The 12,872-nt window shown below is 68.9% G+C and carries 12 protein-coding genes and 1 pseudogene; 4 read left to right on the top strand and 9 right to left on the bottom strand.

Annotation, left to right across the window (positions count from 1 at the left end):
* Positions 1-1,509, bottom strand: coding sequence for an aldehyde dehydrogenase family protein (locus ABZ851_RS08370; RefSeq protein WP_311624768.1), 1,509 nt, complete (start codon positions 1,507-1,509; stop codon positions 1-3).
* Between the two features lie 213 nt (positions 1,510-1,722).
* Here ABZ851_RS08370 and ABZ851_RS08365 point away from each other — a divergent pair, with 213 nt between their 5' ends.
* The 3 genes from ABZ851_RS08365 (at position 1,723) to ABZ851_RS08355 (ending at position 3,525) form a co-directional block, all read left to right on the top strand.
* Complete coding sequence (locus ABZ851_RS08365) at positions 1,723-2,547, top strand: hypothetical protein (RefSeq protein WP_361124002.1); 825 nt, start codon at positions 1,723-1,725, stop codon at positions 2,545-2,547.
* A 106-nt stretch (positions 2,548-2,653) separates the two neighbouring features.
* Entirely contained in the window at positions 2,654-3,238 is a 585-nt protein-coding gene (locus ABZ851_RS08360) for a Uma2 family endonuclease (RefSeq protein WP_361124000.1), read from the top strand.
* A gap of 77 nt (positions 3,239-3,315) precedes the next feature.
* A complete protein-coding gene (locus ABZ851_RS08355) occupies positions 3,316-3,525 on the top strand; it encodes a DUF5988 family protein (protein WP_164992965.1) in 210 nt (69 codons plus the stop codon).
* Positions 3,526-3,570: 45 nt separating this feature from the next.
* On the opposite strand, the gene ABZ851_RS08350 is transcribed toward ABZ851_RS08355, so the two are convergent.
* The 5 genes and pseudogenes from ABZ851_RS08350 to ABZ851_RS08330 all read right to left on the bottom strand — a co-directional run.
* On the bottom strand, positions 3,571-4,515 hold the full coding sequence (locus ABZ851_RS08350) for a hypothetical protein (protein WP_361123997.1): 945 nt from the start codon (positions 4,513-4,515) through the stop codon (positions 3,571-3,573).
* Positions 4,516-4,517: 2 nt separating this feature from the next.
* Positions 4,518-4,892 (bottom strand): hypothetical protein, encoded by a 375-nt coding sequence (locus tag ABZ851_RS08345; protein ID WP_361123995.1) that lies wholly within the window; start codon positions 4,890-4,892, stop codon positions 4,518-4,520.
* Complete coding sequence (locus ABZ851_RS08340) at positions 4,879-6,735, bottom strand: hypothetical protein (protein WP_361123993.1); 1,857 nt, start codon at positions 6,733-6,735, stop codon at positions 4,879-4,881. The genes ABZ851_RS08345 and ABZ851_RS08340 overlap by 14 nt, the downstream gene beginning before the upstream one ends.
* Positions 6,736-6,885: 150 nt before the next feature.
* Entirely contained in the window at positions 6,886-7,161 is a 276-nt protein-coding gene (locus ABZ851_RS08335) for a DUF397 domain-containing protein (protein WP_361123991.1), read from the bottom strand.
* A gap of 37 nt (positions 7,162-7,198) precedes the next feature.
* Positions 7,199-7,927: pseudogene (locus ABZ851_RS08330) on the bottom strand (helix-turn-helix transcriptional regulator); the annotation flags it as partial.
* Positions 7,928-8,144: 217 nt separating this feature from the next.
* Between ABZ851_RS08330 and ABZ851_RS08325 the strand changes: the two are divergent.
* Positions 8,145-8,498: a hypothetical protein gene (locus tag ABZ851_RS08325; protein ID WP_361123989.1), complete on the top strand. Its 354-nt coding sequence runs from the start codon at positions 8,145-8,147 to the stop codon at positions 8,496-8,498.
* Between the two features lie 122 nt (positions 8,499-8,620).
* On the opposite strand, the gene ABZ851_RS08320 is transcribed toward ABZ851_RS08325, so the two are convergent.
* The 3 genes from ABZ851_RS08320 to ABZ851_RS08310 form a co-directional block, all read right to left on the bottom strand.
* Positions 8,621-9,613 carry a malate dehydrogenase gene (locus tag ABZ851_RS08320; protein ID WP_336051268.1) on the bottom strand — a complete coding sequence of 331 codons (993 nt, stop codon included), beginning with the start codon at positions 9,611-9,613 and terminating at the stop codon, positions 8,621-8,623.
* Between the two features lie 600 nt (positions 9,614-10,213).
* A complete protein-coding gene (locus ABZ851_RS08315) occupies positions 10,214-12,349 on the bottom strand; it encodes a tetratricopeptide repeat protein (protein WP_361123986.1) in 2,136 nt (711 codons plus the stop codon).
* An 8-nt stretch (positions 12,350-12,357) separates the two neighbouring features.
* The gene (locus tag ABZ851_RS08310; RefSeq protein ID WP_361123984.1) at positions 12,358-12,771 is read right to left on the bottom strand and encodes a hypothetical protein; all 414 of its coding nucleotides are present in this window, start codon (positions 12,769-12,771) and stop codon (positions 12,358-12,360) included.
* Positions 12,772-12,872: the final 101 nt, after the last annotated feature.

Below are 12,872 nucleotides of genomic sequence, written 5' to 3'. Positions count from 1 at the left end.
TCAGCCCGCGAACCAGCGCACCGGCTCCGGCCGGAGGTTTTCGTAAATGTGCTTGCTCTCGCGGTACTCGTCCAGACCTGCGGGGCCCAATTCCCTGCCTATGCCGGACTTGCCGAAGCCGCCCCACTCCGCCTGCGGGAGGTAGGGGTGGTAGTCGTTGATCCAGATCGTGCCGTGCCGCAGCCGCGCCGCGACCCGGCGGGCGCGTGCGGTGTCGCCGGAGAACACCGCGCCGGCCAGGCCGTACTCGGTGTCGTTGGCGAGCGCCACGGCCTCGTCCTCGGTGGTGAAGGTCTCGACCGTCAGGATCGGCCCGAAGGTCTCCTCGCGGATCACCTTCATCTCGCGGTGGCAGCCGTCGAGCACGGTCGGCGCGTAGAAGTAGCCGGTGGCCGGGCGGACGTCGGACGGCTCGGGCCGGGCGCCGCCGCAGCGCAGCTGGGCACCCTCGGCGAGCGCGGAGGCGACGTACGCCTCGACCTTGTCGAGCTGCTGCTGGGAGACGACCGGGCCGCACTCGACGCCGTCCTCGGTACCCCGGCCGAGCTTGATCTTCTCGGCGCGGCGGGCGAGCTCGGCGACGAAGCGGTCGCGCACCGACTCCTCGATGATCAGCCGCGCACCGGCCGAGCAGACCTGGCCGCTGTGGATGAAGGCGGCGTTCAGCGCCTGGTCGACGGCGGTGTCGAAGCCCTCCTCGGTGGCGCAGGCGTCAGCGAACACCACATTGGGGTTCTTGCCGCCCAGCTCCAGCGCGATCTTCTTGGCGCCGGAGACCGCCGCCGCGCCCGCCTTCGTCCCGCTGACCAGGCCACCGGTGAAGGAGAACAGGTCGACGTCCGGGTGCTCGGCCAGCCGCTGGCCGACCGGCAGGCCCGCGCCGGTCACGAGGTTGGCGACCCCGGCCGGCAGCCCGGCCTCGACCAGCAGCTTGATCAGGTGCACGGTCGACAGCGGGGTGACCTCGCTGGGCTTGATCACAAAAGTGTTGCCGGCCGCGAGGGCCGGCGCGATCTTCCAACTTGCCTGCAGCAGGGGGTAGTTCCACGGCGTGATGAGCGCGCAGACACCGACCGGCTCGTGCACGACGATGCTGTGCACATCGGGCGATCCGGCGTCGACGACCCGGCCGCCGCTCTCGTTCATCACCAGGTCGGCGAAGTAACGGAAGGCGTTGGTGACGTCGTCGACGTCGACCCGGCCCTCTTCCAGCGTCTTGCCGGTGTCCCGGCTCTCGATGAGGGCGATCTCCTCACGGTCACGCTGGAGCAGGTCGGCGACCCGGCGCAGCAGCGCGGAGCGTTCGGCGACGGCCGTACGGGGCCAGGCGCCCGCACCGTTGTCGAAGGCCCGGCGGGCGGCCTCGACCGCGGCGTCGGCGTCCTTCGCGCTCCCCTCGGAGACCAGCTGGAGCGTCGTCGCGTCGGCGGGGTCGAGGACCTCCCGCGTTTCGCCGGCTGCGGCCGCAAGCCACACCCCGTCTACGTGAATGGTCTCGATTGACGACACGTCGTTCTGCCTTCCGGTTACCGTTCTGATCCCACTGGTGCAACCACTGGCGTCACCAGCAACGGGGACCCCTCCCCTGAAGCCGCGTATCTATGCCCACAGCTTCATGGAAAGTGATTCGACTCACTGAATGTGCGGCGGAATGTCCCGGAACGTACCCTGAATAGCCGTATGTACCTGGCGGACTGTTCCCTCGGGACCGGAGGTACCGAGATGACCAGCAGACGGCGTGCCGCCTCTGTCACCGCGGCGCTGACCTGCGGCGTGACCCTGATAGCCGGGATCACCTGCACCACGGCCGCGGCGGCGGCGGAGACCTCGGACGGCGGCGAAGGCGATCTCGCGAGCAAATCGGCCCAGCAGATCGCCGATGATGCCCTCCAGCAACTGGTCGGCGCGCAATCCCTGCGGTTGCGCACCAGCACCAGTGCTGATCCCACCAGACTCGACCTCACCCTCGACCGCGCCGGTAACTGCACCGGCGCCATCAGTAAGGGCAAGTACGGCAGCGTCGAACTCATCAAGCGCGGAAACCAGGTCTGGATGAAGCCGGACGCGGCCTTCTGGAAGGGCCAGCTGCCCGGCAAATCGGGCGAGGAAGCCGCGACGAAGTACGAGAACACGTTCCTGCACGGCACGACGAAGAACACGTTCCTGCGCAACCTGTCCGCCGCCTGCGACCTCAAGGCGTTCCAGAAGTCGGCCTCGACCCCCGAGAAGCCGTCGTCCGGCGGCCACACCCCCTCATCCCCGTCCCACGCCCCCGCGGTCGCCCTCACCAAGGGCGCGCCGACCACCGAGGAGGGCACCCGCGTCCTGCCCGTCATCAAGAAGACCAAGGGCGCCGTGCAGACCCTCTACGTGGCCATCGAGGGCAAGCACTACCCCCGCAAACTCACCGCCGAGCTCGACCACCGCTCCGGCACCATCCTGCTCAGCAACTACAACACCCCCGTCTCCACCAAGACCCCCGCCCCCGGCGACACGGCCGACATCTCCGTACTGGAGGACCGGCTGAGGGAATCGCAGGGGGCGTGACCGTTCCTCCCCCTGTCGCGCGTGCGGTACGTAACCGTTCGTACATACGTATCGTTGAACCGTGCGGCTGCCCGCGCCCGCGCGGCAGCGGGGGGGGAGCGGCACGGTGACCATCGAACTGACCGACAGGACCGAGATGGCCGGGAGCGCCGAGCTGGACGACCTGTTCGAGCGGCTGGGTCGGATGCGCCTCCCCGAGGGCTACAAGGTGGAGATCGTCGAGGGGTACGTGTTCATGGCGCCGCAGCCGGATGTCCATTGGCAGACCATCCGCAGGATCGTGCGGGCGCTGGAGGACCGCTTCGGGATGGACGCCCCGGTCACCTCCGACGTACGGATCGATTTCCCCGGCGAGTTGAACGGCTTTGCCCCGGACGTCGCCAAGTTCGCCGACGGTGCTGAGAAGAACGAGCTGGGCCGTCGGCGCTACCAGGACGTCGAGTTCGTCGCCGAAGTCATCTTCAAGGGCACCGCGGAAAATGACTACGGCCCGAAGAAGGGCGTCTACGCCGCCGCCGGAATCCCCGTGTACGTGATCGCTGACCCTTACCTCGGCCGCTGCCGCGTCTTCACTCACCCTCAGGGCGACGACTACCGGAGCGACCTCAGCCTCACGTACGGCGAGCCGATCCGCTTGAACGACACGTTCCCCGACTTCTCCCTCTCCACCGCCGAGTTCCCCCGCGACTGAGGCCTCAGCCGCCGCGCCGTCACCCGGCCTGCCGAACCGGAGGGGCCGCGGGCGGCGGGCCGGACGACAATGCAGGCATGGCTGACACAGCGGCGAAAGCGGTGCTCGAAGGCGGCCCCGAAGAGCTCCCCGAGCGGATCGTGCCGGTCGATCCCCCCGGGGCCGAGCTGAAGATCCCGTTCCGGAACGGCTATGAACACTTCCGGGCCACCAGCCGGCAGAAGCACACCGCCGAGGGGGCCCTGCCCGTCTACGAGTGGTGGGAGCGGACGGAGCTGCCCGGGTAAGCCCCCATACCCCCGCCCCCGAGCCCTGCGGTCGCGTCGTGGCGCTCAGCGGCCGGGGACGAAGCTCCGCAGGATGTTCTGCTGGGTTTGCTCCTGCTCCGGCCAGTCGGCCTCGGGGCCCAGGACGAGTACGGCGAACTGGCGGCCGTCGGCGGCGGTGAAGGCACAGTCGACGACCTTGACCCGCTCCCCCAGACGCTCGCTGTCATAGGCGTAGACCAGTTGCGTGGCGTCGGCGCCGGGACCCGGGTACCCCAGTGGTTCGAGGCTTATTTCCTTGTAGCCGGGGTTGCCGGACAGCCCCCGCGACGCCGTCTCCAACGCCTCGTACGGGGTGGTGTCCGGCTCGCTGACCTCGAAGATCTGCAACAGCCCGCGGTCGTCCGGGGCGGTGTAGAACACCCCCGTCCGGCGTTCGCTGCGCTTCCAGGTGCCGGGTACGGCCAGGGTGAAGCCCTTCTCGTCGTGGACGAGGCGGTAGCCGTCGGGCAGCTCGGTGGAGAGGGGGGTGGGGGACCCGGTGCCGGCCGTGGCGCCGGAGGAGGCGCCGGAGGGCGAGGCGGTGGTGGCCGTGTGGTCCGAGGCGGATGCCTTGGTGCGGGCCGCCGGGCGGGCGACGGCCGGGTCGTCGCCCGGGTGGCCCCAGAGCAGGTAGCCGCCGCCCGCGGCCGCCGCGATCACGGCCACCGCCACACCGGCGACCAGCGCCGTACGGCGCCGGAACCCGGCTGTGGGCTCGTCGGCCGGTAAGGGGACGTAGAGCGAATCGGGGGCGAAGAGCGGTTCGGTGACGCGCGGGGGGACGGTACCCGCCGGTGTCCCGCCTGGCGGTGTCCCGCCCGTCACCGGCCCACCCGCCGACGGCCCGCCTGCCGACGGCGTGAAGGACGGCCGGGGCGGCATCGGGCCCGTGTAGGGGGCGGGCGTCGGGGCGCCGTCCTCCCAGCGCTGGGTCTCGTCGTTCCAGCGGGCCTGCCCGCCACGCTTCATCGTCAGCCTCCCACCAGGGCCGCGACCGCCTGGGTCACCGCGGCACCGGAGGCCAGCAGCCCCACCACGCCCCCGGCGTCCGCAAGCGCCGTTCGCAGCCGGGCCAGCCGGCCGGGGCCCGCCGCACCGGTGTCCGCGATCTCCGTTTCGGTCTCGGCCAGTTCCCCGCTCAGCGCCGTGATCTGCGGGCTCTCCACCGCCCGCGACAGGTCGTCGCGCAGCGCGCGGACGGCGCGCAGCAGCTCCTCCTGCGCCGGGTCCCCCGCGGGTACGGCCGTGCCTTCGTTGTGGGTCACCGTGTTGTGGTCGCCGATGGCGAAGGCACCCCGGACGCTGCCGATGTGGATGCCGTTACCGCGCTCGTCAGCCGTTGCCACGCTGGGCACTTCCCTTCGTCTCGGCGCCGCGCCGGGGGGTGGAGTGGTGGGTGATGGTGTTGTGGTCGCCGATCCCGACGGCGCCCTGTGCGGACTCGACGTAGACGCCGCCCTCGGCGACATGCACGATCCGCTGCTCGAACTCGTCGGTCTGATAGCCGGCCTCGCGCAGTGCCGTGGTCACCCCGGCCGCCACCCGCTGCTGAATGGTCTTCAGGTAGCGGGCCACATCCATGTCCTGGAACAGCGAGGACTCCCCGAAGGAGCCCAGCTCCCGGACGGAGGCGCCGGGGCCCTCGGGCAGCGCCGCACCGTGCCCGCCGACGGCCAGCCGCCAGACCGACAGCAGTCCGCGCACCAGCGTGGCGAGGGCGTGTCCGGCGGAGCTGGGGGTGCGGGACAGCGCCCACACCGCCTTGCCGAAGTGGTGGTGGTGACGGTACTGGTGGGCGATCCGGTCGGCGTCCTGGAAGAGCTGCCGCAGCGGCAACAGCACATGCGGCGCGATCTCCAGCATCAGCATGCCGCCCTGGGTGTGCACCCGGACGAACAGCGTGGTGACGATGCCCTCGTTCCAGCCTCCGACCCGGATCCGCAGGAAGTGCCGGCGGGTCTCGCCGCCCTCCTCGACCGCCCGCGCGCGGTGCGCCTCGAACGCGTCGGGTGCGTACGGCGCCGATTCGCGGGCCGGCAGCCCGTCGGCCGGCAGGAACACGCACTCGTCGATCTCCAGGGCGCGCAGCCGGTCGCGTACCGCGGCCGCCACCTGGGGCGAGCCGTGCGGGGACGGCACCCGCAGCGCCGCCACCAGCGGCACGATCCGGGCCAGGATGGCGCTGTTGTCGAGCGGCTCGGCCTCCCGGTCCGCCCGGGGGTTCAGCTCCACCGACAGCGACCAGGTCTTGTACGGGTAACCGGCGCCGCAGAACGGGTCGGCGGCCCGGTACATCACCAGCGGCCCGTGCTGCTCGATCCGCACCCGGTCCCGCAGCCGCTGGAAGCGGTGGCCCTCGGCCCGTTCGGCGGGGTCGGACATCACGTCCGGGAAGCGCTCCCGGGACAGTTCGCCCGCCAGCACCCGGGCGAACTGCCCGCGCTGCAGCGCGACCAGCCCGGCCACGGCCAGCGGCAGCAGCAGCGCGACCCACACCGCGAACAGGAGGCCGCCCAGTGCACCGGCACCGTCGTACGCGCTGCCGCTGCCGTACGCACTGCCGAGGCCGGCGTCGTACAACGAGCCGGACGCGCCCGAGCCGTCACCCGTCAGGGAGTTCAGCCCGTCCGGAAGCAGCTCCGAGAACGGCCACCCCGCGCCGATGATGCCGATCCCGGCGCCGAACCCCGTCACCAGCAGCGACACATAGAGGAAGGCAAGCGTCAGCCGGCCGTACCAGCGCAGGACGAAGGAGAGGAAACGGGCCGCCCACTGCGGGACCGGCGCCCGGCGGACCACGCGGCCCAGCGCCATGAGGGCGACCGGGATGAGGTAGAGCGCCGCGAGACCGGAGGTCAGCGGGAGGGCGACGATCCACACCAGCAGGATCGCCGCCGCCCAGCCCAGTTGGAGCCGTCTGGCGCGCAGCGCGTGGGCGAGGACGCGGGCGGCGTCGATGCCCAGGGAGGGCGCGGCGAACCGCTCCTCGTGGACGTACAGCTCGTCGATGACCGCGTCACGGAAGGCGTCGTCCATGTACGTGCCGGCGCACAGCAGCCGGGTCGCTTCACTGGCCCCCGGCGGGGTCGGGGGGAGCTGCGGCGGAGGCGGCGCGCTGCCGGTCTCCTTCCGCAACCCCTGCGGACCGCCCGGTTCACCGGGCTGCGCAGGCACATCTGTCCGAGTCATCGGCTTCCCCCATCAACCACACCAACGAGCCATCACCGCGGCCCTGTTGAGCAGGCGAACAGCCGGTTCCGGCCACGGCGGTACAGAAGCCGCAGCATAGGGGAACCGAGCACTCCGTGTCAGCGCGATAACCCAAGGTCGCGAAGCGGATCAGACGGCCGCGGGAAACTCCCCGCCCTTGAGGGCCGCGACGAAGGACGACCAGCCACCCGTCGGGAAGACCAGTACGGGACCGTGGGGGTCCTTGCTGTCACGGACGGGGACGGCGTCGGGGATACCGGGGGCTACTTCGATGCAGTTGCCGCCGTCGCGGTCGCTGTAGCTGCTCTTCATCCAGGTGAGCGACACTTCGACGCAGTCGCCGCCGTTGTTGTCGCTGTAGCTGCTCTTGACCCAGGTCGCCGCGCCGAGTTCGAACCTGTCCATGCTGCTCGTACCCCTCCATCACGTCGCTGATCAGAGCGGCGGACTCGTGGGCTGACAGAGCGTCCGCCCTGAGCACATCATAGGTCTGGCTGTAGCGTACGTAGACTGCCGGATCGTTGTTGAAGTGGCCACGGTCCAGCGACTCCGAGTACACCCAACGCTCTTTGGGCAGTTCGATCAGCGACATGGAACCCCTCGGGCGAACGAGCCCGAAGAGACCCGCTGGGGCCACCTGGATGCGGATGTTGGGACGCTGGCCGACACTCAGCAAATGTGCGCACTGGTCACGCATGACCTCCGGATCCCCCACCGCATTGCGCAGACAGCTCTCGTCCAGGACGGCGACGTACAGCGGGCCGCCTTCGGCCAGGAAGCGCGGCTGGCGGCTCAGTCGAGCCCGGACGCGTTCCTCAACCGCAGCGCCACTCGCGACCTGAGAGAACAGCGCGTGCGCGTAGCCCGGCGCCTGCAACAAGCCAGGAATCACCCGCTCTTGATAGGCGCGCAGGGCCACCGCCTCGGCATCCATCTCCGCCCGCCGCTCGAACCAGTCCGGATGCTGCACCTCCGGGTACCAGTCGATCCGGCCCCATAACCGCAGCAGCACTCCGCCCGTCTGCAGCAGTTCGTCGCACTGCCGGGCGAAGGATTCCTGCGGTACGCGCGTGCCCGCCTCCACGCGGGCCACCTGCGAGCGGTCGCACGGGATCTTGTGCGCCAACTCCTCCTGCGTGTACCCCGCCGCCTCCCGGAAGTGCCTCAGCACCTCCCCGAAGACGGCGGCATTGGTGGCTGCCGGTCCACTCGCGGCATTGCGTCGTCGTCGGCTCACCGCATCCCCCTTGGTGCCAGATGGTGAGTGTCACGCGTCTGACGTTGCGGCCGCGCACTACGGGGCGCAACGCTGAACACACCCAACGTAACGGGTCGTCCGGCCGACTGTGCCGCCTTCTCGCCCAACCAACCTCTGGGAGTCATTGAGCATGAGTTACGACCGGGATGCCGCCCCCGTGTGGCCGGGGCTGCGCCTGCTGCCGTGGGAGGGCGAAGGCGGGAAGCCGTGCTTCTTGTCGGCGGACGGGACCGGGGGTGTGCTGTCGCGGCTGGCCGACGAGATCGAGGCGGAGCAGTTGTGCGACGGTGCCGACGTCCTCAAGGGCGCGGTGGCCGTACTGGACGACGGCAAGGCGGGGGAGCATGCGCTGCGGCTGGCGTTGCGGGCGACCACCCAGGCCTTTGGCAATGTGCTGCGCGTCGCCGACAGCCGGGGCGCGCGCCTGCCGGTTCCGGACGACGCTCACGAGGCGGACTACGGGGCGGACTTACGTCAAGGGTGACGGGCTCCCGGCCGGGGCCGTAGGGACCGGGTCCCGAACGACCGAGCCCGCACGGCCGTTGCAGGCCGTACGGGCTCGTAGGTGCCGCGGTGCCGTCCGTGTGGGGCGGCCGCTGCGGTGGGTCAGCCGAGGAGGCCGAGACCGCGGACGGCCTCGCGCTCCTCCGTCAGCTCCTGCACGGACGCGTCGATGCGCTCGCGGGAGAAGTCGTTGATCTCCAGGCCCTGGACGATCTCGTACTTGCCGTCCTTGGTGGTGACGGGGAAGGAGGAGATCAGGCCCTCCGGGACGCCGTAGGAGCCGTCCGAGGGGATGCCCATCGAGGTCCAGTCGCCGGCGGCGGTGCCGTTGACCCAGGTGTGGACGTGGTCGATGGCGGCGTTGGCGGCGGAGGCGGCGGAGGACGCGCCACGGGCCTCGATGATCGCCGCACCGCGCTTGGCGACGGTCGGGATGAAGTCCTCGGCCAGCCACTTCTGGTCGTTCACGACCTCGGCGGCGTTCTTGCCCGCGACCTCGGCGTGGAAGATGTCGGGGTACTGGGTGGCGGAGTGGTTGCCCCAGATCGTCAGCTTGCGGATCTCGGAGACCGGGGTGCCGGTCTTCTTCGAGAGCTGCGACAGCGCGCGGTTGTGGTCCAGGCGGGTCATGGCGGTGAAGCGCTCGCGCGGTACGTCCGGCGCGGCGGCCTGGGCGATCAGGGCGTTGGTGTTGGCGGGGTTGCCGACGACCAGGACCTTGATGTCGTCCGCGGCGTGGTCGTTGATGGCCTTGCCCTGCGGCTTGAAGATGCCGCCGTTGGCCTCCAGGAGGTCGCCGCGCTCCATGCCCTTCGTACGGGGGCGGGCGCCGACGAGCAGGGCGACGTTCGCACCGTCGAAGGCCACGTTCGGGTCGTCCGAGATGTCGATGCCCTGCAGCAGCGGGAAGGCGCAGTCGTCCAGCTCCATGGCGGTGCCCTCGGCGGCCTTCAGACCCTGTGGGATCTCCAGAAGGCGCAGCTTGACCGGCACGTCGGCGCCGAGCAGATGACCGGAAGCGATGCGGAAGAGGAGTGCGTAACCGATCTGGCCGGCGGCGCCGGTGACGGTGACATTGACGGGAGTGCGGGTCATGGCGATCTCCTGCGCGGTGTTTTCCGGGGGCAAGCCCCTGGACCACCATGGGTGGCGGTGGGTGTCCCTGCCCAGCTATCCGGGTCTCTTGGTATCGAGAGACCCGGCCGTCAGGCTATCGGACCCCCGCCCGGCACAAGCGACGGGCCGGTGTGGAACACCTCACCGGGTGCTTCCGGGGCGCCCGTACGGCTGCCCGTACGGCTGTCCGTACGGCCTCCCGCGGGCCTCCGCGGGCCTTCCACATGGCTCTCCATGCGGTCTTCCGCACGGCCGTCCCTAGGGGCGCGTGTGCCCGGCGCGGTGTGCACCGCGCCGGGCCCGTGTCGTGCCCCGTGGAAGGGGGCGGCGGCCGCCCACTCAAGGAGGGGGGAGTGCGGGCGGCCGCCAGGTTGTGCCACACCCGTGGGGGGGTAACCGTCGTCTGCCCGAGATCCCTGAGAGCATGCCCCCTGAATTTCGGCCAACCTCCGGGAGGAGCCCCGGGCAGGCAGCGGGCCCGGCGCCCGGCCGGTCGGCGCCCGCGCCAACCCGCTGCGCCGATCGGCGCCGGTCCCCCTGCCTCATCAGCGACATCTCGTAGGAGCCGCCGATGAGGAATCAGGGAGCAGTTCGCCGATTCTCCTTGAGCTCAGCCAGCACCTTCCTGCTGGCAGCTGTAAAAGGATGGTCAGCTCCGAGGCTGTTGGTTCGCCTTTCCACGACGTCATTCATAAGGTCTACTGCTGCCTCGGAGTGTCCGAGGCCATCTTGAATTCGAGCGTATAGCTGTTGCGCCGAAAGCGCGATGGGGTAATCGGACCCAAATCGACGTTCATATGTGTCCGCGACCAGCTGAATCTCCTCATTGGCCTCGCCAAAGCGCCCGAGTACGTAAAGCGCCCAGGCATGGTTGTGCCTTGCTCCCAGCGTGACTGTGTGCTCCGGGCCGAGATGCCGCTCACATTCCGAGGGCAAGGAAAGCAATGCAGAGTTGTCTTCCATTTCGAGTTCGGCCGTCGACAGCATCGTCAGCAGGCTGGCCTGGGAACGCAGCGTCAATGGATGTGCAGGCCCGAGTGCCGACTGTCGGCCTGCGATGGTGGCATGGAGCAGGGACAGAGCTTCCGCCTTCTTGCCACGGTTTCCCAGCACTAGTTGAAGTCCGTGACTACTGTCCAGAGTGTCCGGGTCGTAGGCTCCGAACAGCCGCTCCTGATCGCTTCGGACCTGGCGCAGCAGCGGCTCGGCCTCCGAATACCTTCCCAGCCGGAACAGTGCTCGGCCAGACCTGGAACGCGCAGCCAAGACCAAACGGTGCTCCGAACCGAGCATGTGCTCCGAAAGCGATACCGCGCTATGGGCAGTCTCCCAGGCGGACAGGTAGTCCCCTGTGCGGTGCAGGGCAGTGGCCAAGCGAGTCGCGATACCCACCAAATCGGCCATTGTTACGGAAGTCGCGGCATGCTGCAGCAAGGCGATGGCGTGGGGGCTGAGCAACCGCAGGTGCGGGTCTTCCGGGCCGGCATCAGGGAGTTTGGGAATTGCGGCGTCCAGCAGCCGGCAAGCTGTCGAGTTGAGATGGGTAAGCGAGTCCAATGGCGTGGCGGAAGCGACGCTGTCGAGCAGCACACCGTGGCTTTGAACACACCGCACGCCCACGTCAACCAGTTCAGTAAGCGATTGGTCGAGCAACGCTCGCAGTGCCGTTTCAGTGCGAGCCCGAGGGAGGACACCGCTGATTTCAGGGCGATTCAGCAGGGTCAGTGGCAGTGGCTCCGAAGCGAAACGGGCAAGCAGGCGAAGCAGTGTCACTGCCTCGGGTAGACCGCGAGCTTCGAATGCGTCGAGCGTGAGTTGCCAAGTACGCCCTACCAGGTGACGTGGGTCTGCATCCGACAAGAGGTCCGCTCCTTGGTCGATGAGGTCGACACGCTCTCCTTCCTCGTCGAGGTGTCGGCCATAGGCGTCCATCGTCCAGGGGTCGAGGACTTGGTGGGACAGGAAGCCCCCGGCCAGCGTCAGCGCGAGCGGCAGTCGACCGAGTTTGTCTGCGATTGCCGAAGCCTGCTTCAACGTGCCGCTCTGCGGCGCCAGGTCACACAGCACTCGTGCAGCGTCTTCCCGCGGTAGCACCCCAATATGCTGCAACTCCGCTCCTGGCCACCAGCGAGCAGCCGCACGCCGTGTCGTGACCACCACGATGCCGCCAGGACTGGTACGCAGCCAGCTTCCATCCCCCAAAATCTCGGGATCATCTGCGTTGTCCAGTACCAGCAGCCAGGGCTCATCGGACCGGTCGAGGTGTTCCCACACGAGGTCGGCTCCAGGACGCAGGCCGTTGCGAGCAGCCAATAGCTCGCCGTCTGTGGCACCACGGTCAGCGGCAACGGCGAGCATGCCGGAGCGCAGGCTCACACGGTCGGAGGCGTTCACCCACAGACCAACACGACCGCCGACCTCCGTAGCGAATTGAAAGAAGGCGTGCGCGACAGCGGTCTTGCCGCAGCCTCCCATGCCGTGAAGAACGAAGGCCTGACCGCCATCTCCTTCCGTTTCCGCGACACTCGCCCGTAAGCGATCGAGCACTTCGGCGCGGTCGCGCAGAACCACGGGTGCTCGGCCTACTGCCGGGCGTCGAACCGAGTCCGGGCCGGTCAAGCCAGGGGCATCGCTGCCGTGATAGTGGTACTCGCTGATGTGTTGGTCACGCGATGATTGGTAGACGCGACCGGCATCTTCGGCATGGCCGTCCATCGGACCTCTCATCGTTCATTGATGTGCACGTCTCGGCCGGCTTGATAGACGCGTGCTCGCCCGGATGCAGTTCCGTGCTGAGTGATCTGTGCAGCGTGCGTAGCGGCTTCCGAACCGACCTCGTCAAGCAACCTGCGAAGCTCCTCAACGGCCTCTGGCTGGGCGAGCAACAATCGGCGGAGATATCCCTGCCATTGCAAGCACAATTCACTCAGCATCTCTTGGTCAGCTGCCGAGTGGGCGCGCAGAGCTTCTTCGCGACTTGCGTCCAATTCATCGGAAACAATGTGCGCCCGGTCAGGCTGCAGACGCTGCCACAGGCGAGTTAACCCGTCGCGAGTGTGCTGCCAGGCCTCAGTCGCCATCAGAGTGACCAAGGTGGTTCCAGCGGCCTGTGTGAACGATGTTAATTCCGGATCCATGACTCCCCCAGTTGAATCGTTACTGCTCTAAATTTTTGCTATTAGCCCATAAAGCAGACCATCAAGGCCGCGAGGACCGTGTGGCAACTCAAGGTCAGCAT

The sequence above is a fragment of the Streptomyces sp. NPDC047049 genome, from assembly GCF_040643995.1.
GTDB classification, from domain to species: Bacteria; Actinomycetota; Actinomycetes; order Streptomycetales; family Streptomycetaceae; genus Streptomyces; species Streptomyces mooreae.
Note: the sequence above shows the minus strand (reverse complement) of the source record. Positions and strands in the feature narration are given on the sequence as shown.